The organism is Pseudonocardia xishanensis (assembly GCF_039541715.1).
Classification (GTDB): Bacteria; Actinomycetota; Actinomycetes; order Mycobacteriales; family Pseudonocardiaceae; genus Pseudonocardia; species Pseudonocardia xishanensis.
On the sequence record NZ_BAABGT010000101.1, the window covers coordinates 52,723 to 73,865 of the forward strand.

21 protein-coding genes are annotated in these 21,143 nt (G+C 72.9%); 18 read left to right on the forward strand and 3 right to left on the reverse strand.

What is annotated here, in order from left to right:
- Positions 1-302 precede the first annotated feature (302 nt).
- Positions 303-584: a SipW-dependent-type signal peptide-containing protein gene (locus tag ABD993_RS36985; RefSeq protein ID WP_425569202.1), complete on the forward strand. Its 282-nt coding sequence runs from the start codon at positions 303-305 to the stop codon at positions 582-584.
- A gap of 289 nt (positions 585-873) precedes the next feature.
- Here the strand turns inward: ABD993_RS36985 and ABD993_RS31045 are convergent, their stop codons facing one another.
- Entirely contained in the window at positions 874-2,067 is a 1,194-nt protein-coding gene (locus ABD993_RS31045; protein ID WP_345426333.1) for an isochorismate synthase, read from the reverse strand.
- 60 nt (positions 2,068-2,127) lie between these two features.
- On the opposite strand from ABD993_RS31045, the gene ABD993_RS31050 reads away from it, so the two are divergent.
- Complete coding sequence (locus ABD993_RS31050; RefSeq protein WP_345426335.1) at positions 2,128-2,610, forward strand: DUF3592 domain-containing protein; 483 nt, start codon at positions 2,128-2,130, stop codon at positions 2,608-2,610.
- Here the strand turns inward: ABD993_RS31050 and ABD993_RS31055 are convergent.
- Positions 2,589-3,380: an inositol monophosphatase family protein gene (locus tag ABD993_RS31055; RefSeq protein WP_345426337.1), complete on the reverse strand. Its 792-nt coding sequence runs from the start codon at positions 3,378-3,380 to the stop codon at positions 2,589-2,591. The two genes, ABD993_RS31050 and ABD993_RS31055, sit on opposite strands and share 22 nt — an antisense overlap.
- 122 nt (positions 3,381-3,502) lie before the next feature.
- Here ABD993_RS31055 and ABD993_RS31060 point away from each other — a divergent pair, with 122 nt between their 5' ends.
- Together ABD993_RS31060 and ABD993_RS31065 are read left to right on the forward strand one after the other, a co-directional pair.
- A complete protein-coding gene (locus tag ABD993_RS31060; RefSeq protein ID WP_345426339.1) occupies positions 3,503-4,648 on the forward strand; it encodes a glycosyltransferase family 4 protein in 1,146 nt (381 codons plus the stop codon).
- 1 nt (position 4,649) lies between these two features.
- On the forward strand, positions 4,650-5,849 hold the full coding sequence (locus ABD993_RS31065; RefSeq protein WP_345426341.1) for a glycosyltransferase: 1,200 nt from the start codon (positions 4,650-4,652) through the stop codon (positions 5,847-5,849).
- A 69-nt stretch (positions 5,850-5,918) separates the two neighbouring features.
- On the opposite strand, the gene bla is transcribed toward ABD993_RS31065, so the two are convergent.
- Positions 5,919-6,842, reverse strand: a complete 924-nt coding sequence (bla, locus tag ABD993_RS31070; RefSeq protein WP_345426343.1) for a class A beta-lactamase — start codon at positions 6,840-6,842, stop codon at positions 5,919-5,921.
- Positions 6,843-6,927: 85 nt separating this feature from the next.
- On the opposite strand from bla, the gene ABD993_RS31075 reads away from it, so the two are divergent.
- From ABD993_RS31075 to nuoL, 14 genes are all read left to right on the forward strand, one after another.
- Positions 6,928-7,509, forward strand: a complete 582-nt coding sequence (locus tag ABD993_RS31075; RefSeq protein ID WP_345426345.1) for a hypothetical protein — start codon at positions 6,928-6,930, stop codon at positions 7,507-7,509.
- Positions 7,510-7,535: 26 nt separating this feature from the next.
- The gene (locus tag ABD993_RS31080) at positions 7,536-8,228 is read left to right on the forward strand and encodes a demethylmenaquinone methyltransferase (protein ID WP_345426347.1); all 693 of its coding nucleotides are present in this window, start codon (positions 7,536-7,538) and stop codon (positions 8,226-8,228) included.
- A gap of 365 nt (positions 8,229-8,593) precedes the next feature.
- Positions 8,594-8,959, forward strand: a complete 366-nt coding sequence (locus ABD993_RS31085; RefSeq protein WP_345426349.1) for an NADH-quinone oxidoreductase subunit A — start codon at positions 8,594-8,596, stop codon at positions 8,957-8,959.
- Position 8,960: 1 nt separating this feature from the next.
- Positions 8,961-9,509, forward strand: coding sequence for a NuoB/complex I 20 kDa subunit family protein (locus ABD993_RS31090; RefSeq protein WP_345426350.1), 549 nt, complete (start codon positions 8,961-8,963; stop codon positions 9,507-9,509).
- Between the two features lie 7 nt (positions 9,510-9,516).
- Positions 9,517-10,365, forward strand: a complete 849-nt coding sequence (locus ABD993_RS31095; RefSeq protein WP_345426352.1) for an NADH-quinone oxidoreductase subunit C — start codon at positions 9,517-9,519, stop codon at positions 10,363-10,365.
- The gene (locus ABD993_RS31100; protein WP_345426354.1) at positions 10,362-11,690 is read left to right on the forward strand and encodes an NADH-quinone oxidoreductase subunit D; all 1,329 of its coding nucleotides are present in this window, start codon (positions 10,362-10,364) and stop codon (positions 11,688-11,690) included. Before ABD993_RS31095 ends, ABD993_RS31100 begins: the two co-directional genes overlap by 4 nt.
- Positions 11,691-11,721: 31 nt before the next feature.
- Complete coding sequence (gene nuoE, locus ABD993_RS31105; RefSeq protein ID WP_345426356.1) at positions 11,722-12,528, forward strand: NADH-quinone oxidoreductase subunit NuoE; 807 nt, start codon at positions 11,722-11,724, stop codon at positions 12,526-12,528.
- Positions 12,525-13,868, forward strand: a complete 1,344-nt coding sequence (nuoF, locus tag ABD993_RS31110) for an NADH-quinone oxidoreductase subunit NuoF (protein ID WP_345426358.1) — start codon at positions 12,525-12,527, stop codon at positions 13,866-13,868. The genes nuoE and nuoF overlap by 4 nt, the downstream gene beginning before the upstream one ends.
- Positions 13,865-16,249: an NADH-quinone oxidoreductase subunit G gene (locus ABD993_RS31115; RefSeq protein ID WP_345426360.1), complete on the forward strand. Its 2,385-nt coding sequence runs from the start codon at positions 13,865-13,867 to the stop codon at positions 16,247-16,249. Before nuoF ends, ABD993_RS31115 begins: the two co-directional genes overlap by 4 nt.
- Before the next feature lie 20 nt (positions 16,250-16,269).
- Positions 16,270-17,541, forward strand: a complete 1,272-nt coding sequence (gene nuoH / locus ABD993_RS31120; RefSeq protein ID WP_345426384.1) for an NADH-quinone oxidoreductase subunit NuoH — start codon at positions 16,270-16,272, stop codon at positions 17,539-17,541.
- A gap of 3 nt (positions 17,542-17,544) precedes the next feature.
- Complete coding sequence (gene nuoI, locus ABD993_RS31125; RefSeq protein ID WP_345426362.1) at positions 17,545-18,087, forward strand: NADH-quinone oxidoreductase subunit NuoI; 543 nt, start codon at positions 17,545-17,547, stop codon at positions 18,085-18,087.
- Positions 18,084-18,884, forward strand: a complete 801-nt coding sequence (locus ABD993_RS31130) for an NADH-quinone oxidoreductase subunit J (protein WP_345426364.1) — start codon at positions 18,084-18,086, stop codon at positions 18,882-18,884. The genes nuoI and ABD993_RS31130 overlap by 4 nt, the downstream gene beginning before the upstream one ends.
- The gene (gene nuoK / locus ABD993_RS31135; protein WP_181780543.1) at positions 18,881-19,180 is read left to right on the forward strand and encodes an NADH-quinone oxidoreductase subunit NuoK; all 300 of its coding nucleotides are present in this window, start codon (positions 18,881-18,883) and stop codon (positions 19,178-19,180) included. Before ABD993_RS31130 ends, nuoK begins: the two co-directional genes overlap by 4 nt.
- A 13-nt stretch (positions 19,181-19,193) precedes the next feature.
- A complete protein-coding gene (gene nuoL, locus ABD993_RS31140; RefSeq protein WP_345426369.1) occupies positions 19,194-21,143 on the forward strand; it encodes an NADH-quinone oxidoreductase subunit L in 1,950 nt (649 codons plus the stop codon).

Sequence of the window (21,143 nt, forward strand, 5' to 3'; positions counted from 1 at the left end):
GGCCCGGCGCTCCCCGGCCGGTCACGGGCAGCGTCGAAGCTCGGTTCCGCCGTGGTGGCGGGCTTGGCGCTGAGCGTGATCCGCGGGGTCGTGGACCCGGCGGCCTACACCACCGTGAGGGTCGCGGTGACGGTGCCCGAGCCGGTGGAGTTGGCGAAGACCAGGGTCGGCGTCGTGGACGCCGCGCCCGGCATGACGGTGGCGGCTCCCCTGCGCCTTTGCATACTCGGCGCCCGCTGCGACGATTTCTCCCCCGGGTCCACGCGGCGTCAACCGGTTCCCGGTGACCGGAGCAGAACAGCATGGCCGTGCAGGAGAACGAGAAGAAGGCCGGGCGCCGCAAGGCGGGCCTGATCATCGGGGTCGTCGCGGCGGTCATCGCCGCCGCCATCGGGGCGGGCACTCATGCCGCCTTCACCGACACCGAGACCGGCCCGGGCGGACCCGGACCACGGGCACACTCGACCTGGAGGTCGGCACCTCGGGCAACACGACCCTGTTCACCGGCACGAACATCGCCCCGGGCTACACCGAGGACCGCACGTTCACCGTGGCGAACACGGGCTCGATCGCGGGCACGCTGACCGACAGCCTGACCCCGACCGGCGGCGACGGCACCTGCACCGCGCCGGAGCGGACCGCCGAGGGCGGCGCGTGCGAGGCCGGGGGCGACCTGCAGGACCAGATGACCGTGGTCGTCGTGAGCTCCCGGTGTCGACCGTCGCGACCGCGCCGGTGCCCATGTCCGACTTCGTTGAGAACCCGTTGCCGGGCAACGGGTCCATGCTCGGCGCCACCAGCGGCGGCAGCGACACCCTGCGGTTCGCGCTGCCGAACGACGCCGGCACGTCCGCCGAGAGCAACTCCCGGGGACTAGAGCGCTTCGCGCACCGCGCGGAGCTTGGCCGCGGCCTCGCGGACCTCGGTGTCCGGGTCGGAGTCCGCGACGATCCCGCAGCCGGCGAACAGGCGGGCGACCGGGCCCGTGAGCTGGGCACAGCGCAGCGCCACGCCCAGCTCCCCGTCCCCAGCGGAACCCACCCACCCGACGGGTCCTGCGTAGCGGCCGCGGTCCATGCCCTCCAGCGCCGAGATCAGCTCGAGGGCCTCGGTGCGGGGCGTCCCGCCGACCGCGGCGGTGGGGTGCACCGCGCCGGCGATGCGCAGCAGCGAGGCGTCCCCCCGGGTGCGGCCGCGGACGTCCGTGGCGAGGTGGGACACGTTGGGCAGCGCCAGCACCGACGGTGCGGCGGGCACGTCCAGCGCGCGGCAGAACGGCTGCAGCCGTTCGACCAGCGAGTCCACCGCGTACCGGTGCTCGACGAGGTTCTTCTCCGTGCCCAGCTCACCCGAGCCCGGCCAGACCGTGCCCGCCAGCACCCGGGACTCCACGGTCCCGGCCCGCTTGCGCAGCAGCAGCTCCGGGGTGGCACCGACCAGCCCGTCGACCGCGTAGGCCCAGCAGGTCGGGTACCGCGCGGCGAGCCCGCGCAGCAGGTGGCGCGGATCGTGGTCGGCCTCGGACACGGCGAGCAGGTCATGGGCCAGGGCGGCCTTGTCCAGCTCGCCCTCCCGCATCCGCCGGACCGCCTCGGCCACCGCCGCCCGGTAGCCGGCGACGGGCAGGTCCCCGTCCGCGTAGCGCAGCCCGCGGCTCGGGCGCACCGGCTCCGTGGGCACCGGGGTGGGATCGCCGAACTCGGTGACCCACGCCCGCCCGCCCCGCATGCCGACGACGACGCGCGGCACCACCAGCACGGACCCCGGCGAGGAGTCGGCGAAGGTCATCGACGTGAACGCGACCGGCCCCGTCCCGGCCAGCCCGACCTCGTCCGCGATCTCCCAGTCCGCGACCAGCCCGCGCCACCACGCGTCCGCCTCGGCGAACCGGCCCGGGCCCGTGGTCGTGACGCGCGCGACCTCGCCCCAGCCGACGAGCCCCTCGCCCCCGCGGACCCAGGACAGGGGCCCCCGCGCCGACGGCAACAGGGCGAGCAGCCCGCCTGCGGGGGCGTCCACCTCGCGGGTGCGCACCCGCAGACCCGTGGGCAGCGCGGCGGTCGTCACGCACACCAGGTTAGGCACGGCGCGCGGGGGCCGCCCGGGGGCGATGACTAGAGTCACGGTGTGGCCGGGGGTGTGGCGGCGGAGGTCGTCGTCGAGGCGGGGCGGACCGCCCGCACCATCGGCGTGGCCCTGCGCCGGGCCCTCCCGCGCATCCTGGTCGGCCTCGCGGTGCTGGTCACGGCCCTGTGCGCGGTCGCGTTCGCGGGGGCCGTGGCGGACGATCTGGCGATCGACCGCGATCCGGGCACCGCCACGGCCGAGGTCCTCGACGCAGGCTTCGGTCGCACGCTGATCCGCTTCCCGGCCGCCGAGGGGCAGCTCGAGGTACCCGAACGGGGCGTCTACTACCCGCGGGGCCTGCAGACCGGGGGCACCGTCGAGGTCGAGTACGCCCGGGCCGAACCGGACCTCGTCCGCGTCGCGGGCCGGACGGCGTGGACCGGCCTACCGTGGCTGCTCGCCTTCACCGCGGGCGGCTGGCTCGTGTTCGGCGGGTCGGCGGTGCTCGTGGGCAGGCGGCGTCAGGCCGCCCACCAGGAGTAGACCTCCTCGACGACGGCGGGCACCGCGACCAGCAGCCCGCCCTCCGGCATCGGGTCGGCCCTGCCGGCCCGGTCCACGACCACGGCCCCGGCCTCCAACGCCAGGCACAGCGCCCCGGCGACGTCCCACTCGCGGTAGCCGTCGAGCACGGCGGCGACCGCACGACCCAGCGCGACCTGGGTGATCGCGAGCGCGGACGAGCCGAGCACCCGCACCCCGGTGTGGTGCGCCGCGGCCCGCTCCACGAACGACGGGGTGGGCGACTCCGCGCAGACCAGCGCGCCGACCGCCGTCGTGCCCGAGGCGGCGCGGACCGGGGCGCCGTTGGCGCGGACGCCGCGGCCGCGGGCGGCGGCGTAGATCTGGGCCCGGCTGGGATCGGCGATCACCCCGACGACGGGGCCGTCGGCGTCGACCAGCCCGAGGCTGTACGCGCACCAGGGCAGCCCGGCGACGTAGTTGGCCGTGCCGTCGACCGGGTCGACGATCCAGCGGAAGCGGGCCGGGTCCGCCTCGCCGCCGTACTCCTCGCCGATCACGGGGACGTCCGGGAACTCGGCGGCGAGCACCCGGCGGGTGTGCCGCTCGAGGGTCCGGTCGGTGTCGGTGACCCAGTCGAACGGGTCGGCCTTGGACTCGGAGCCGGGGGCGCGGCCCGCCGTGGCGGCGATGACCTCCGCAGCGTCGTTGGCGAGGCGCCCGGCGACCTCCAGGGCGCGCGAGAGCATGCCCGGGTCCACCGGAGCCGGGGTGCGGGTCATGACCGTCATGGGGGGAGATGATCCCGGCCCGGGGTATCGCCGCAGCATCTCCGCGGTGAACTCTCGCGCTGTTGTCGGGTTGTTCGTGCGCAGGTCACCGGCCGGACGGGGGCGCGCGACACGGTGCCGGGGTGCGAGTCGCGATCGTGAGCGAGTGCTTCCTCCCCGTGGTCAACGGGGTCACCAACTCGGTGCTGCGGGTGCTGGAGCACCTGCGCGCGGGCGGGCACGAGGCCATGGTGATCGCCCCGGGCACGGACGAGCCCACCTCCTGGGAGGACGTCCCGGTGGTCCGGGTGCCCGCCCTGGAGCTGCCGGTGGTGTCCTCGATGCCGGTCGGGGTGCCGAGTCGGCGGATCATGAAGGCGTTGCGCGCGTTCGACCCGGACGTCGTGCACCTGGCGGCGCCGTTCGTCGTCGGGGCCCGCGGGCTGCAGGCCGCGCGCAGGCTCGGCATCCCGACCGTCGCGGTCTACCAGACCGACGTCGCCGGGTTCGCCGCCTCCTACGGCCTCGGCCTGACGGCGCGGGCCGCCTGGCGCTGGACGTGTCGGCTGCACGCGCAGGCGGACCGGACCCTGGCGCCGTCCTCCTGGGCGACCGACGCCCTGCGGGAGCGCGGGGTGCCGCGGGTGCACCAGTGGGCGCGCGGTGTGGACACCCGCCGGTTCACCCCCGGCAAGCGGTCCGCCGAGCTGCGGTCCGCCCTGGCGCCGTCCGGTGAGCTGCTGGTCGGCTACGTGGGACGGCTGGCGCCGGAGAAGCAGGTCGAACGGCTCGCGTCGCTGGCCGGGATGCCGGGGGTGCGGCTCGTGATCGTGGGCGCGGGACCGAGCGAGGAGCGGCTGCGCGCCGCGCTGCCCGACGCCGCGTTCCTCGGCTTCCGCGGCGGGGACGAGCTCGCGACGATCTACGCCTCGCTGGACGTGTTCGTCCACACCGGACCCGCGGAGACGTTCTGCCAGGCCGTGCAGGAGGGCCTGGCGTCCGGGCTGCCGGTCGTCGCACCGGACGCGGGCGGGCCGCGGGACCTGGTGCTGCCCGGTCGCACCGGCTACCTGGTCCCGCTGCCGCCGGACGAGGAGCCGGGCTGGCCGGACCTGCGGGTGGCCGTCGACCGGCTGCGGGACCCGGTGCTGCGCGCCGAGTTCGGCTCCGCGGCGCGCCGGTCGGTGCTGCGCCGCACCTGGGGTGCGGTGTGCGACGAGCTGCTCTGCCACTACGGCGAGGTCGTGCGGGCGGGTGCCGCCGTGCCGCTGCGGGGCAGGGCGGCCTGACGTGCGGATCGTCCAGCTCGCCAACTTCTACGGCCCGCGCTCCGGCGGCCTGCGCACCGCCCTCAACGCCCTGGGCGCGGGGTACGCATCCCGGGGGCACGAGGTCGTCCTCGTGGTGCCGGGCGACCGCGCGTCGGACGTCGTGGTCCCGCCGGGCGCCACTCCCGGCCCGCCCCACCCCGGCCCCGGGCTCCCGGGGGCCGGTGGGTCCGGTGTCGGTGGGCCCGGTGTCGGTGGCGGGCACGGTCGGGCGGGCACGGTCCGGCGGATCACGGTGCCCGCCCCGCGGATCCCGGGGACCGGCGGGTACCGGGCCGTCGACCCGTGGCGGGTGCGGCGGCTGCTCGACCGGCTCCGCCCGGACGCGATCGAGGTCTCCGACCGGCTCACCCTGCGCGGGCTCGGCTCGTGGGCGTCGGAGGCGGGTGTGTCGTCGGTGGTGATCTCCCACGAGCGGCTCGACCGGCTGCTGCACCAGTTCCTGCTGCCCACGGGGACGGCCCGGCGGGTCGCGGACGCCGCCAACGCCCGGATGGCCGCCGCCTACGACACCGTGGTCTGCACGACGGCCTTCGCCCGCGAGGAGTTCGACCGGATCGGGGCGCGCAACGTCCGGCAGGTGCCGCTGGGCGTGGACCTCGCGACCTTCTCGCCCGCGCGGCACTCCGCCGCGCTCCGGGCGCGGCTCGGCGGCGGCGCGGACGCCCTGCTGGTCCACTGTGGTCGCCTCTCGCCGGAGAAGCACCCGGAGCGCAGCATCGACACGGTGGCCGCGCTGTGCGACTCCGGACACCGCGTCCGGCTGGTCGTGGCGGGGGACGGGCCGCGACGGGCGGCCTTGCAGCGCAGGGCCTCCGGGCTCCCGGTGGACTTCCTGGGCTTCGTCCCGGACCGGGCCCGGTTGGCCGCGCTGCTGGCCTCGGCGGACGTCTCGCTGGCCCCCGGCCCGCACGAGACCTTCGGCCTGTCGGCCCTGGAGTCGCTGGCCAGCGGCACGCCGGTGGTGGTGTCGCGGTCCTCGGCGCTGCCGGAGATCGTGGGCTCCGCGGGCGCCGCGGACTCCCCGGAGGAGTTCGCCCGGGGCGTCACCACCCATCTCGCCGCCGCCGAACCCCTCCGCCGCGCCGCCGCCCGCACGAGGGCCGAGGCCTACTCCTGGCCCACCGCAGTGGACGGCTTCCTCGCCACCCTCACCCCCTGACCCGCGAGTGAGACCCGACCGCCCGCGAGTGAGACCCCACCGCCTCCGAGGCGGACGGCCGGGCGTCGGTCAGAGGGTGCGGGCCACGATCGCAGCCGCGTCGGCGACCGTCTCGGGGCTGCCGTCCGAGGCCGGGTCGGCGGGGGAGGTGTAGACCGCGATGACGAGCGGCGCGCGCCCCGGCGGCCACACCACCGCGACGTCGTTGATCTCGCCCTGGGCGCCCGCCCCGGTCTTGTCCCCGACCACCCAGTCCGCGGGCAGGCCGGCCGTGATCCGGGTCGCGCCCGTCGTGTTGGCCGTCAACCAGCCGACGAGGAGGTCGCGGCCCTCGGGGTCCAGGCCGTCGTCGAGGGCGAAGCTCCGCAGGTTCGCGGCCATCCGAGCCGGCGTCGACGTGTCCTTGTCGCCGTCGAGGACGTTGAGGTCGGTCTCGGTGCGGTCCTGCCTGCTGATCCCGTCGCCGCTGCGGCGCAGGAAACCGGTGAGCCCGCCCGGGCCGCCGAGCACCTCGAGCAGCAGGTTCATCGCGGTGTTGTCGCTCAGGGTCATCGCGGCCCGGCAGAGCTCGGCGACGGTCATCGCGCCGTGCTGCTGCGTCTCCGGCGAGTTCGCGACGAGCACGGTCCGCGGGTAGGAGATCGAGCGCTCCAGCAGCCCCGGCCGGTCCAGGCGCAGGGCGAGGATCGCGGAGGCGGCGAGCATCTTCGACGTCGAGCACATCAGGAAGCGCTCGTCGGCCCGGTGGCCGATCGTCGTGCCGGTGCCGGTGTCGACGGCGAACACCCCGAGCCGCCCGCCGAAGCGCTGCTCCAGCGCGGCGAGCTCGGTCGCCGCCGCCGCCGCGGGGGAGGGCGTCGGCGTCGGGTCGGGGGTGGGGGTCTCGGTGGGCTCGTCGAGTCCGTCGGGGCCGGGCGGCACGGCGCAGCCCGCGGTCACGAGCGCGAGCCCGCCGAGCAGCACCGTGCGACGGGAGGGGTGGGGAGCGATCACCTGACCGACGGTAGTCACCTCATCACGCAGGGTCCTCCGTAGAGTCACGGATGTCCGGATCGCCGCACCGGGCGAGAGTCGGAGCATGACGCAGAAGACCGTGGTGGTGGAGCCGACCGGCGAGTACGCGGAGATCGACACGCAGCTCGCCCTCGATGCGATCGCCGGCCTGCTCGACGCGGATCCCGAGGTCCGGCGGCGCACGGCCGAGCTCGTCGAGCTCGAGCCGGAGCGGTGCGCCCCGCCGGTGCTCTTCGCGCTCAGCGAGGTGCTGCTCGACCGCGGCCGCCCGGCCGAGGCCGCGTTCTGGTTCCACGCCGCGCAGGTCCGGGCCCGGTTCGACGCGAACCGCTGCACCGACCCGACCGCGGGCAGCGCCGTGGGGGTGCTCGCCGAGCGCTTCGGCGGGCCCATCAACCGGTTCGCGTTCACCGACCCGGAGCGCCTGCGCCGCACCGTGGTCCGCGCGGTGCTGTGGGACCGCGCGACCCCGCACGGCTACGACCACCGGTGGATCGCCCTGCACGGGATGGGCTCGTTCACCGGCGCCACCGGCCCGCTCGCGCGCCCCGCCGCCGAGTGGGACGCGATCGCGCGCCGCACTCGGGCGGAGTACCTCGACGGCCTCCGCGAGGCGCTCCGCAGCATCCCCGGCCAGCGCGGCTGAGGCACCGCCCCCGTAGGGTTCATCCCGTGGGCAGGGCGGAGCTGGACAAGGACCCGCAGGACGTCGCGGCGATGTTCGACGGCGTCGCGCGGCGCTACGACCTCACCAACACCGTCCTCACCGCGGGGCAGGACCGGCGCTGGCGGCGCCTGACCCGGGAGGCGCTGGAGCTGCGGCCGGGGCAGCGGGTGCTCGACCTCGCCGCCGGGACCGCGGTCTCCACCGAGGAGCTGGCCAAGTCCGGCGCGTACTGCGTCGCCGCCGACTTCTCGCTCGGCATGCTGCGGGCCGGCGCCCGGCGCACCGTCCCCAAGGTCGCCGCGGACGCGCTCGACCTCCCGTTCGCGGACGCCGCGTTCGACGCCGTCACCATCAGCTTCGGCCTGCGGAACGTCAACGACACCGCCCGTGCGCTGGCCGAGCTCGCCCGCGTCACCCGGCCCGGGGGCAGACTCGTGGTCTGCGAGTTCGGCACCCCGACCTGGACGCCCTACCGCGTCGCGTACCAGGACGTGATGCTCCGCCGGGTGCTCCCCGCGATCGCGCGGCGGGTGTCGTCGAACCCCGAGGCGTACACCTACCTGAGCGAGTCCATCGTGGACTGGCCGCCGCAGCGCAGGCTCGCGGAGATCATCGCCGGGGCGGGCTGGTCCCGGGTGGCCTGGCGCGACCTCGCGGGCGGGGCGGTCGCTCTGCACCGCGCCACGAAGCCCGTCTGAGCCGTTCCCCGGAACCGGACGCGACGCCGCCGGGCCGCCTGGACATCCCGCCGAACTTCGTGAAACAGTTCACAAGTACCTCGTGAACCAGTTCACAAGGAGCGGAATGCCAGCGCCCGAACCCACCACCGACGGCGCCGCCGGACCGCGGGGGGCAGGGGGCCGACGTGTTCGTCGTCGGCGCAGGTCCCGCGGGCTCGACGGACACCGCCGTCGCACGCACGCGCCCGCCCGATCATCGTTCCCGTCCTCGGGTAAGGGCCCCCTCACCCGGGGTGAGGTGACCCCGCACACGTAGGGTGCCGTCGGAGATCACGCAGGTCACACGCAAGCCCCCGTAGCAGTGCAGACAACGAAGGTGCACGATGCTCGATCCCTATCTGGCGCTTCTGTTCATGGCCCTCCTGGCGGGCGCGTTCGCGCTCTTCTCCGTCACGGCGGCGCCCTACATCGGACCGCGCCGCTACAACCGGGCCAAGCTCGACGCCTACGAGTGCGGGATCGAGCCGTCGCCGAAGCCGGTCGTCGGCACCGGTCGGATGCCCGTCGCCTACTACCTCACGGCGATGCTGTTCATCCTGTTCGACATCGAGATGGTCTTCCTCTACCCGTTCGCGGTCAGCGCGGACGCCCTGGGCCTGTTCGGCCTGGTGGAGATCATCCTGTTCATCGTCACGGTCGGCTTCGCGTACGCCTACGTCTGGCGGCGCGGCGGGCTGGATTGGAACTGACATGGGTCTCGAAGAGCACCTTCCGTCCGGCGTCCTGCTGACCAGCGTCGAGAAGCTGGTCAACTGGACCCGCAAGTCCTCGCTGTGGCCTGCAACGTTCGGCCTGGCCTGCTGCGCCATCGAGATGATGACGACGGGCGCGCCGCGCTACGACCTCGCCCGCTTCGGCATGGAGGTCTTCCGCGCGTCCCCGCGCCAGGCCGACCTGATGATCGTGGCCGGACGGGTGAGCAACAAGATGGCCCCGGTCCTGCGCCAGATCTACGACCAGATGCCCGAACCGCGCTGGGTGCTGGCGATGGGGGTCTGCGCCAGCTCCGGCGGGATGTTCAACAACTACGCGATCGTGCAGGGCGTCGACCACATCGTGCCGGTCGACATGTACCTGCCCGGCTGCCCGCCGCGCCCCGAGATGCTCATGGACGCGATCCTCAAGATCCACGCCAAGATCTCCGACGAGCCGCTGGGCCGCAAGCGGGCCGCCGAGCTGGCCGCGAGCGGCTACAAGACGCCGATGATCCCGTCCTCGATCAAGTACGCGAAGAAGTGATGCCGCGATGACGGAACCCACCGGCACCAGCAAGGACCGCGAGGAGCCCACCGGCGGCGCGCAGTCCTCCGCCGAGGCGAGCGGCGCGGCCACCGAGAAGCAGCGCGCCGCGGGCGGCGAGGCCCCCGAGTCCGGCGAGGTCGAGCAGGCCACCGAGACCGCCGCGGCACCGGAGGGTGGCACCCGGCTCGCCCCGACCCGCGAGCGCTCCGGGATGTTCGGCGTGCGCGGCTCCGGCGACACCTCCGGCTTCGGCGGCCTGCGGCTGCCCGGCTACGCGCCCGCCCCTGCCGAGCGCCCCTACGGCGGCTGGTTCGACCAGCTGGCGGACGACCTGGCGGAGGCCCTGGAGGGCCGCGGCGTCGCCCGCAGCGCCGTCCGGCAGATCACCATCGACCGCGGCGAGATCACGTTCTACGTCGAGCGGGAGCGGATCGAGGAGGTCTGCCGCACGCTGCGGGACTCCCCGGAGCTGCGCTTCGAGCTGCTGTCCGGCGTGTCCGGTGTGGACTACACCGCCCCGGACGGCGCCGCGGTGCACCAGCCGCTGCACGTCGTCTACCAGCTGCTCTCGATGACGTGGCGGCGTCGGATCCGGCTCGAGGTCGCGCTGGACCCGGCGGACGCGCGGCTGCCGAGCGTGGTGGGCGTCTACCCCACGGCGGACTGGCACGAGCGCGAGACGTGGGACATGTTCGGCGTGGTCTTCGAGGGCCACCCGGCGCTGACCCGGATCCTCATGCCGGACGACTGGGAGGGCCACCCCCAGCGCAAGGACTACCCCCTCGGCGGGATCCCCGTGGAGTACAAGGGCGCGGAGATCCCTCCGCCCGATGAGCGGAGGGCGTACTCGTGAGCACCACCGATCCCTACGCCGCGGAACCCCGCGAGACCACCGAGGGCACCGTCTACACGGTCACCGGCGGTGACTGGGACGAGCTGATGGACAGCGTGTCCACCGACGAGCACGACGACCGCATCGTGATCAACATGGGGCCGCAGCACCCGTCGACGCACGGCGTGCTGCGCCTGGTGCTGGAGCTGGAGGGCGAGACCGTCACCCAGGCCCGCTCGGTGATCGGCTACCTGCACACCGGCATCGAGAAGAACTGCGAGTACCGGACCTGGACCCAGGGCGTCACCTTCGTGACGCGGATGGACTACCTGGCCCCGCTGTTCAACGAGGCCGCGTACTGCCTGGGCGTCGAGAAGCTGCTCGAGGTCGAGGTGCCGCGCCGCGCGGCGCTGATCCGGGTCATGCTCATGGAGATCAACCGGATCGGCTCGCACCTGGTCTGCCTGGCCACCGGCGGCATGGAGCTCGGCGCGCTCACCGGCATGACGGCCGGGTTCCGCGAGCGCGAGGAGGTCCTCCACCTGCTGGAGTACCTGACCGGGCTGCGGATGAACCACGCCTTCATCCGCCCCGGCGGCCTCTCCCAGGACCTCCCCGAGGACTGGAAGGAGAAGGTCCTCGACTTCGTCAAGGTCATGCACTCCCGGCTGCCGGACTACGACAACCTGCTCACGGGGCAGCCGATCTGGAAGCAGCGCCTCGAGGGCGTCGGCTACCTGCCGGTCGACGGCTGCCTCGCGCTCGGCGCGACCGGTCCGATCCTGCGGTCGGCAGGCCTGCCCTGGGACCAGCGCAAGGTCGAGCCGTACTCGCTGTACGAGGAGTTCGAGTTCGACGTCCCGACGGAGACGGCGGGGGACTGCTACGCCCGCTACCTGCTGCGGGTGGCCGAGATGCGCGAGTCGCTGCGGATCATCGAGCAGGCCTGCGCGAAGATCGAGCCCGGCCCGGTGATGGTGCCGGACCGCAAGATCGCCTGGCCCGCCCAGCTGTCCATCGGCAGCGACGGCATGGGCAACTCCCTGGAGCACGTCCGCAAGATCATGGGGCAGTCCATGGAGTCGCTGATCCACCACTTCAAGCTGGTCACCGAGGGGTTCCACGTCCCGCCGGGCCAGGTGTACTCCAGTGTGGAGTCCCCGCGCGGCGAGCTGGGCTACCACCTCGTGTCGGACGGCGGGACCAGGCCGGTCCGCGTCCACGTCCGGGACCCCAGCTTCGTCAACCTGCAGTGCATGCCCGCGATGAGCGAGGGCGGCATGGTCGCCGACGTCATCGCCGCCGTCGCGAGCATCGACCCCGTGATGGGAGGGGTGGACCGGTGACACCGTCCACGAAGCGAAGCGGAGTGGCGCGATGACGCTGCCGGAAGGCACACCCGAGAAGCGCCCCGGCCCCGCGGCCCCCGCGGAGCGGACCTGGCAGGCCCAGCCGCCGCCGTCACCCGTCTCGCCGGTGTTCGACGAGGTCACCCGGCAGCGCGCGAAGGAGGTCATCGCCCGCTACCCGGTCGCCCGGTCCGCGCTGCTCCCGCTGCTGCACCTCGTGCAGTCGGTCGAGGGCTGCGTGTCGCAGGCGGGCATCCGGTTCTGCGCGGAGGCGCTGGAGCTGACCACCGCCGAGGTCAGCGCGGTGGCGACCTTCTACACGATGTACAAGCGCACCCCCTGCGGCGAGCACCTGGTGTCGGTCTGCACCAACACCCTCTGTGCGGCGCTGGGTGGGGACGACATCTACGCCCGGCTCAGCGAGAAGCTGGGGGTCGGCCACGAGGAGACCGCGGGGGAGCCGGGCACCACCGGCTCGCTGACCCTGGAGCACGCGGAGTGCCTCGCGGCCTGCGACCTCGCCCCGGTCATCCAGGTCAACTACGAGTACTTCGACAACCAGACCGTCGAGTCGGCCGTCGAGCTCGTCGAGGCCCTGCAGCGGGGTGAGAAGCCGCGGCCCACCCGCGGCGCCCCGCTGACGGACCTGCGGACCGTGGAGCTGGAGCTGGCCGGGTTCACCGAGGACGCGGTGGTCGCCGCGGCGGCCGTCGCGGGCCCCTCGACGAGCCCGGAGACGTTGCGCGGCAACGGCATCGCCACCGATCGCGGTTGGGCGGCCCCCGCCCTGCCGGACGAGCCCCCCGCCCTGCCCGCCCTCCCGGAGAAGTCATGAGCCCCGACATCCTGACTCCCGTCCTCACCAGCAGGTGGGCCGAGGAGCGCTCCTGGACGCTGGAGACCTACGAGCGCACCGGCGGCTACCGGGCGATGCGCACCGCGCTCGCCGGGCACCCGGACCAGCTCATCCAGCTCTGCAAGGACTCCGGCCTGCGGGGCCGCGGCGGCGCGGGCTTCCCCACCGGCATGAAGTGGTCCTTCATCCCGCAGGGCTCCACCGGCCCCGGCGCCAAGCCCAAGTACCTCGTGATCAACGCGGACGAGGGCGAGCCCGGGACCTGCAAGGACATCCCGACGATGATGGCGGACCCGCACTCGCTCATCGAGGGCTGCATCATCACCAGCTACGCGATCCGCGCGAAGTTCTGCGCGATCTACGTGCGCGGCGAGGCGCTGCACCCGATCCGCAGGCTGCGCGCCGCGGTCGCCGAGGCCTACGCCGCGGGCTACCTGGGCACGGACATCCTCGGCACCGGCTTCGACCTGGACATCGTGGTCCACGCCGGCGCGGGCGCCTACATCTGCGGCGAGGAGACGGCGCTGCTGGACTCGCTCGAGGGTCGCCGCGGCCAGCCCCGGCTCAAGCCGCCGTTCCCCGCCACGGCCGGGCTCTACGCCTCGCCGACGGTGGTGAACAACGTGGAGACCATCGCGTCGGTCCCGTACATCGTGGCAGGCGGCGCGGAGTGGTTCCGCAGCATGGGCTCCGAGAAGTCCCCCGGGCCGAAGATCTACTCGGTGTCCGGGCACGTCGAGCGGCCCGGGCAGTACGAGGCGCCGATGGGGATCACGCTGCGCACGCTGCTGGAGCTGGCGGGCGGGATGAAGGACGGGATCCCGCTCAAGTTCTGGACGCCGGGCGGCTCGTCGACCCCGATGTTCACCGCCGAGCACCTGGACACCCCGCTGGACTTCGAGGGCGCCGCGGGCGCGGGCTCCATGCTCGGGACGACGGCGGTGCAGGTCTTCAACGAGACCGTCTCCGTGCCGTGGGCGGTCATGAAGTGGACCGAGTTCTACAAACACGAGAGCTGCGGCAAGTGCACCCCGTGCCGCGAGGGCACGTACTGGCTGGTCCAGATCCTGGAGCGGATGGTGCACCACCAGGGCACGCCCTCCGACGTCGACACCCTGCTCGACATCTGCGACAACATCCTCGGCCGCTCCTTCTGCGCCCTCGGTGACGGCGCGACGAGCCCGATCACCAGCGGCATCAAGTACTTCCGCCAGGAGTTCCTGGACCTCATCGCCGAGCAGCCGGTCGTGCCGCGGCCCGAGCAGCTGGCCGATGTCGAGGCGGAGCAGACCCTGAAGCTGAGCGGAGCCTCCGCATGACGACCACCGAGACCGAGACCGTCACGCTCACCATCGACGGCATCGAGGTCACCGCGCCCAAGGGCGAGATCCTCATCCGCACCTGCGAGCGGCTGGGGATCATCGTCCCGCGCTTCTGCGACCATCCCCTGCTGGACCCGGCGGGCGCCTGCCGCCAGTGCCTGGTCGAGGTGGAGATGGGCGGGCGGCCCATGCCGAAGCCGCAGGCCAGCTGCACCATGACCGTGGCGGACGGGATGGTGGTCAAGACCCAGCACACCTCGCCCGTCGCGGACAAGGCGCAGCAGGGCGTGATGGAGCTGCTGCTGATCAACCACCCGCTGGACTGCCCGATCTGCGACAAGGGCGGCGAGTGCCCCCTGCAGAACCAGGCGATGTCCACCGGCCGCACGGACTCCCGGTTCGTGGAGACCAAGCGGACCTTCCCGAAGCCGCTGCCGATCAGCTCCCAGGTGCTGCTGGACCGCGAGCGCTGCGTGCTCTGCCAGCGCTGCACCCGCTTCTCCGAGGAGATCGCGGGCGACCCGTTCATCGACCTGCTGGAGCGCGGCGCGAACCAGCAGATCGGCACCGCCGAGGACACGCCCTTCCAGAGCTACTTCTCCGGCAACACCATCCAGATCTGCCCGGTCGGCGCGCTGACCAGCGCGGCCTACCGGTTCCGGTCGCGCCCGTTCGACCTCAAGTCCACGCCGAGCGTCTGCGAGCACTGCAGCTCCGGCTGCGCCACCCGCACGGACACCCGGCGCGGCCAGGTCCAGCGCAAGCTGGCGGGCAACGATCCCGACGTCAACGAGGAGTGGCTCTGCGACAAGGGCCGCTTCGCCTTCCGGTACCTGGCGTCGAAGGAGCGGATCACCCGCCCGCACGTGCGTGACGAGTCCGGCCAGCTGGTCGAGGCCTCCTGGACCGAGGCGCTGCGCGTCGCCGCCGAGGGGCTCCTGGCCGCGCGCGCCAACCGGGGCGTCGGGGTCCTGGCGGGCGGACGGCTCACACTCGAGGACGCCTACGCCTACGCGAAGTTCGCCCGGGTCGCCGCAGGCACCCACGACGTCGACTTCCGGGCCCGGCCGCACTCCGCCGAGGAGCTCGCGTTCCTCGGGACCCAGCTCGCGCCGGACGTCACGTTCGCCGCGCTCGAGGCCGCGCCCGCCGTGCTCAGCGTGGGGTTGGACCTCGAGGAGGAGGCGGGCATCGTCTTCCTCCGGGTGCGCAAGGCCGTCCGCAAGCGGGGCCAGCGGGTCTTCCAGCTCGGCCAGTGGACGACGGCGGGGATGCGCAAGACCGAGGCCACCCTGATCAGGTCCGTCCCCGGCGCCGAGGCGTCGGTGCTGCGGGAGCAGGTGAGCGGCGAGCTGGTGGACGCGCTCGCCGGTCCCGGTGCCGTGATCCTGGTGGGGGACCGGGCCGCCGAGGTCCCGGGCCTGTACTCCGCGGTCGCGGAGCTGGCCACCCGCACCGGCGCGAAGGTCGCCTGGGTCCCGCGCCGCGCGGGGGACCGGGGCGCCCTGGAGGCCGGCGCGGTGCCGACCCTGCTGCCCGGCGGCCGCCCGGTCACCGACGCCGCCGCCCGCGCCGAGGTCGAGCAGGCCTGGGGGATCACCGGCCTGCCCGCGACCCCGGGCCGCAGCACGGACGAGATCCTCGCCGCCGCGGCCTCCGGGGACCTGTCCGGGCTGGTCGTCGGCGGGGTGGACCCGCACGACCTGGCCGACCCGGCCGCGGCGCTGGCCGCGCTGGAGGCGGTCGGCTTCCTGGTCAGCCTGGAGATCCACGCCTCCGCGGTCACCGAGCTGGCGGACGTGGTGCTCCCGGTCGCGCCGGACGCCCAGCGGGCGGGCACCTACCTCAACTGGGAGGGTCGCCGCCGGGAGTTCGGCCCGTCGCTGGACGCCACGGGCGTGCTCCCGGACTGCCGGGTGCTGGACACCCTGGCCGTCGAGATGGACGCCGACCTGTTCACCCAGACCCCGGCCGCCGCGGCCGGGGACCTGGCTCGGCTCGCGCCCTACACCGGCACCGCCGTCGCCCCGACCGAGGCGCCGGGCGCCACACCGCGGCCCGCGCAGGTCGGCTCGGCCGTCCTCGCGACCTGGCGGCAGCTCATCGACGACGGCTCGCTGTCGATCGACGAGCCCGCGTTGGCGGGCACCGCCCGGCCGCCGCGGGTGCGGGCCAACCCCGCCACCGCCGAGCGACTGGGCCTGGTCGAGGGCGGGACCGCCAGCGTCGCCACGGACCGGGGCGCGATCACACTGCCGGTCGAGCTCGCCGACCTGCCGGACGGCGTCGTCTGGCTGCCCGCGAACTCGCCCGGGTCGCAGGTCCGCTCGACGCTGGGCGTCGGGCACGGAGCGCTCGTGAGGGTGGTGGCGGGATGAACCTCGCTCAGCAGGAGGGTCTGACCCGCACCCAGCAGCTGCTGGCGGACGACCCGATCTGGCTCGTCCTGCTCAAGGTCGTGGTGCTGTTCGCGGTCGGCGTCGTGCTGACCCTGTTCATGATCAACTGGGAACGCAAGGTCGTGGCCCGGATGCAGCAGCGTCCCGGCCCGAACCGGGTGGGCCCGGGCGGCTGGCTGCAGTCGCTGGCGGACGGGCTCAAGCTGGCGTTCAAAGAAGACATCATGCCGGTGATGGCCGACAAGAAGATCTACTTCATCGCGCCGGTCGTCTCCACCATCCCCGCCTTCGTCGCCTTCTCCGTCATCCCGTTCGGCGGCGAGGTGTCGATCTTCGGTGAGCCCACCGTGCTGCAGCTGGTCGACCTCCCGGTCGGCGTGCTCGTGGTGCTGGCCTGCTCGTCCATCGGGGTCTACGGCATCGTCCTCGGCGGCTGGGCCTCCGGCTCGCCGTACTCGCTGCTCGGCGCGCTGCGCAGCGCGGCCCAGGTCATCTCCTACGAGATCGCGCTCGGCCTCTCCGTGGTCGCCGTCGTGCTGTACGCGGGCTCGCTGTCCACCGCGGACATCGTCGCCTCCCAGGGCAACGGCTGGTACTTCTACCTGCTGCTGCCCAGCTTCGTGATCTTCGTGATCTCGATGGTCGGCGAGACCAACCGGGCGCCGTTCGACCTGCCCGAGGCCGAGTCCGAGCTGGTCGGCGGCTTCCACACCGAGTACACGTCGCTGAAGTTCGCGCTGTTCTTCCTCGCCGAGTACGTCAACATGGTCACCGTCTCGGCGATGGCGACCACGCTGTTCCTCGGCGGCGGGCACGTCCCGTGGCTGGGCGCGCTGTGGTCCGGCTTCGACAACGGCTGGATCCAGTTCGTCGTCTTCATCGCGAAGACCCTCGTGTTCCTGTTCCTCTTCATCTGGCTGCGCGGCACGCTGCCCCGCTTCCGCTACGACCAGTTCATGAAGCTCGGGTGGAAGGTCCTGGTCCCGGTCTCGCTGGGCTGGATCCTGGTGGTGTTCGCGGTGCGGGCCTACCGCAACGCCACGGGCGGGGACGCCACCGTGGCGTTGCTGATCCTCATCGGGATCGTGGTGCTGGTCATCCTCGCCGTCGCCTTCGGGCTGCCGGACCGCAAGACGCCGGACGAGACCGTGGAGGTCGCGTCGGACTACCCGGTCCCGCCGCTGGACCTCGCCGTCCCGGCGCGCCCGCGCCACCGGCTGCCGAGGGCCGAGGCCGAGAAGGCATCCGTTCTCACCGGGAAGGAGGACTAGGGAATGTTCGACTTCTTCAAGGGCTTCGGTGTCACCTTCTCGACGATGTTCAAGAAGGTCGTCACCGAGGAGTACCCGGAGGACTTCCCGCCCGCCGCGCCCCGCTACCACGGGCGCCACCAGCTCAACCGGCACCCGGACGGGCTGGAGAAGTGCGTGGGCTGCGAGCTGTGCGCCTGGGCGTGCCCGGCGGACGCGATCTACGTGGAGGGCGGGGACAACACCGCGGAGGAGCGGTTCTCCCCTGGCGAGCGGTACGGCGCGATCTACCAGATCAACTACCTGCGCTGCATCGGCTGCGGCCTGTGCATCGAGGCCTGCCCCACCCGCTCGCTCACGATGACCAACTTCTACGAGCTGGCGGACGACAACCGGCAGGACCTGATCTACACCAAGGAGCAGCTGCTCGCGCCGCTGCTGCCGGGGATGGAGCAGCCGCCGCACCCGATGCGCCTGGGTGAGGACGAGCAGGACTACTACGTCCAGGGTCCCGTGCTCGCCCGGCGGAACGACGAGTCGGAGCCGGTGGGGGAGCAGGTTCGATGATCCTCGCGCAAGTCGCCGACGCCACGGCCGGGGACACCGGTGTGGGCGAGGCGATCGTCTTCTGGATCCTCGGCCCGGTCGCGCTCGCCGCGGCCGTGTCGATGATCTTCGCCCGGAACGCGGTGCACTCCGCGCTGTTCCTGGTCATGACCATGCTGTCGCTGGCGATCCTCTACATGATGCAGCAGGCCCCGTTCCTCGGGTTCGTGCAGATCATCGTGTACACGGGCGCGGTGATGATGCTGTTCCTGTTCGTCCTCATGCTGGTCGGGCGGGACAGCTCGGACTCCGTCGTCGAAGTCCTCCGTGGACAGCGGGTCGCGGGCGCGCTGCTCGGCCTGGCGTTCGCGCTGCTGCTGGTCGCGGGCGTGGGCCGGACGATGTTCGCGGTCCCGTCGACGGGGCTCGGGTCAGGCGCCGCCAACGGCAACATCACCGGCATCGGGCGGCTGATCTTCACCGACTACCTGCTGCCCTTCGAGCTGACCTCGGCGCTGCTGATCACCGCGGCCCTGGGCGCGATGGTGCTGGCCTTCGCGCAGAAGAAGCCGAAGGCCAAGCTCGGCCAGCGCGCCGCCGTCGTCGCGCGGCTGCGCGGGGACCGGATCTCCCCGCTGCCCGGCCCGGGCGTCTACGCCACGGCCAACTCGGTCGCGGTGCCCGCGCTGCTGCCGGACGGCTCGATCGCCCGGGAGTCCCTCTCGGACATCATCGAGGGCCACGAGGTGGACGAGACGCCGCGGCCGCCGTCGGACGCGCATTCCCTGCAGGGACGCCGCAAGGAGCTGGACTCGTGAGCCCCACGAACTACCTGCTGCTCAGCGGGTTGCTGTTCACCGTCGGCGCGGTCGGGGTGCTGGTGCGCCGCAACGCGATCGTCGTGTTCATGTGCATCGAGCTGATGCTCAACGCGGTGAACCTGTCGCTGGTCACCTTCGCCCGCATCAACGGCACGCTGGACGGCCAGGTCATGGCGTTCTTCGTCATGGTCGTCGCGGCGGCCGAGGTGGTCGTGGGCCTGGCCATCATCATGTCGATCTTCCGAACCCGTCGATCGTCCTCCGTGGACGACGCGAACCTGCTGAAGTACTGAGGGGCTTTCGACGATGACCGCTCCCCCCGTGGACAGCGCCATGGCCGCCACCGGCCTCGGGTCTCTCGCCTGGCTGCTGTTCGTGCTGCCCGCCCTGGGCGCACTGATCAACTTCCTGGCCGGCAGGCGGGCGAACGCCTGGGGCCACTGGCTCGGCGTCGGCACCGTCGTGGCGTCCTTCGCGCTCGGCCTGGCGATCTTCTTCGAGACGCTCGGGCTGGACCCGGAGCAGCGCAGCCGCGAGGTGTCGCTGTTCGACTGGATCGCCACCGGCTCGCTGAACGTGGACTTCGGGATCCGGCTGGACCCGCTGTCGCTCACGTTCGTGCTGCTGATCACCGGCGTCGGCTCGCTGATCCACATCTACTCGGTCGGCTACATGAGCCACGACCCGGGCCGCCGCCGCTTCTTCGCGCAGCTCAACCTGTTCGTCGCGGCGATGCTGATCCTGGTGCTGGGCAACAACTTCGTGATGCTCTACCTCGGCTGGGAGGGCGTCGGCCTGGCGTCGTTCCTGCTGATCGGCTTCTACCAGGACCGGCCCGCCGCGGCGACCGCGGCGAAGAAGGCATTCCTGATGAACCGGGTCGGCGACGTCGGGCTGGCCATCGCGATCTTCCTGATCTGGCTCGAGCTGGGCACCCTGCAGTACACCGAGGTGTTCGCCCGCATCGGCGACGTCCCCTCCGGCACGGTCCTGGCGGTGACCCTGCTGCTGCTCCTCGGCGCCTGCGGCAAGTCCGGCCAGTTCCCGCTGCAGTCCTGGCTGCCGGACGCGATGGAGGGCCCGACCCCGGTCTCGGCCCTGATCCACGCGGCCACGATGGTCACCGCGGGTGTCTACCTCATCGCCCGCACGAACCCCATCTACAACCTCACGGAGACCGGACGGCTGGTCGTCGCGCTGATCGGCGTCGTCACGCTGCTCATCGGGGCGATCATCGGCTGCGCCTACGACGACATCAAGAAGGTGCTCGCGTACTCCACGGTCAGCCAGATCGGGTACATGATCCTGGCCGTCGGGCTCGGCCCGGCGGGCTACGCGCTGGGCATCTTCCACCTGCTCACCCACGGCTTCTTCAAGGCCGGGCTGTTCCTCGGCGCCGGTTCGGTCATGCACGCCATGAACGACGACGTGAACATGCGCCACTTCGGCGGCCTCGGCAGGCGGATGCCGATCACCTTCGTGACCTTCGGCCTCGGCTACCTCGCGCTGATCGGCTTCCCGTTCCTGTCCGGCTACTTCTCCAAGGACGCGATCATCGAGGCCGCGTTCGGCCAGGAGGGCTGGCAGGGCTGGGTGTTCGGCGGCGCGGCCACGCTCGCGGCCGGGCTCACCGCGTTCTACATGACCCGCCTGATGATCATGACGTTCTTCGGGCGGGAACGCTGGAGGGACCGGAAGGCACCGGACGGGAAGGACTACCACCCGCACGAGTCCCCGGTGTCGATGACGGCGCCGATGATCGTGCTGGCCGTCGGGTCGGTGTTCGGCGGGTTCGTCCTCTACTCGATCGGCCTGTACGAGTGGCTCGCGCCCTCGCTGGGCGAGCTGCAGGAGTCCGAGGGCGGGGTCCTGCCGCACGCGCTGGTCCCGTGGCTCGTCGTCGCGTTCTCGGCGCTCGGCGTGCTGGTCGCGTACCTGCTCGTCGGTCGGCGTCCCACGCCGGTGCAGCGGCCGGAGCCGGTCTCGCTGCCGGTCCGGGCCGCCCGCCGGGACCTCTACGCCAACGCGATCAACGAGACGCTCATCGAGCGTCCCGGCATCTGGCTCACCCGGGCCCTGGTGTTCGTGGACAACCGCGGCGTGGACGGTGTGGTCAACGGCCTCGCCGCCGGGCTCGGCGGCGGCTCGGGCCGGTTGAGACGGCTGCAGACCGGGTTCGTGCGCTCCTATGCGCTCTCCATGCTGGGCGGCAGTGTCTTCGTCGTCGCGGCCCTGCTGGCGGTGAGGTTCGCGTGA

Bases quoted from the DNA above. Each gene is read 5' to 3' on its own strand.
- ABD993_RS36985 (WP_425569202.1), top strand. From the start codon at position 303: ATGGCCGTGCAGGAGAACGAGAAGAAGGCCGGGCGCCGCAAGGCGGGC.
- ABD993_RS31055 (WP_345426337.1), bottom strand. From the start codon at position 3,380: ATGACGGTCATGACCCGCACCCCGGCTCCGGTGGACCCGGGCATGCTC.
- ABD993_RS31075 (WP_345426345.1), top strand. From the start codon at position 6,928: ATGACGCAGAAGACCGTGGTGGTGGAGCCGACCGGCGAGTACGCGGAG.
- ABD993_RS31085 (WP_345426349.1), top strand. From the start codon at position 8,594: ATGCTCGATCCCTATCTGGCGCTTCTGTTCATGGCCCTCCTGGCGGGC.
- ABD993_RS31090 (WP_345426350.1), top strand. From the start codon at position 8,961: ATGGGTCTCGAAGAGCACCTTCCGTCCGGCGTCCTGCTGACCAGCGTC.
- ABD993_RS31095 (WP_345426352.1), top strand. From the start codon at position 9,517: ATGACGGAACCCACCGGCACCAGCAAGGACCGCGAGGAGCCCACCGGC.
- nuoE (WP_345426356.1), top strand. From the start codon at position 11,722: ATGACGCTGCCGGAAGGCACACCCGAGAAGCGCCCCGGCCCCGCGGCC.
- nuoF (WP_345426358.1), top strand. From the start codon at position 12,525: ATGAGCCCCGACATCCTGACTCCCGTCCTCACCAGCAGGTGGGCCGAG.
- ABD993_RS31115 (WP_345426360.1), top strand. From the start codon at position 13,865: ATGACGACCACCGAGACCGAGACCGTCACGCTCACCATCGACGGCATC.
- nuoI (WP_345426362.1), top strand. From the start codon at position 17,545: ATGTTCGACTTCTTCAAGGGCTTCGGTGTCACCTTCTCGACGATGTTC.
- ABD993_RS31130 (WP_345426364.1), top strand. From the start codon at position 18,084: ATGATCCTCGCGCAAGTCGCCGACGCCACGGCCGGGGACACCGGTGTG.
- nuoL (WP_345426369.1), top strand. From the start codon at position 19,194: ATGACCGCTCCCCCCGTGGACAGCGCCATGGCCGCCACCGGCCTCGGG.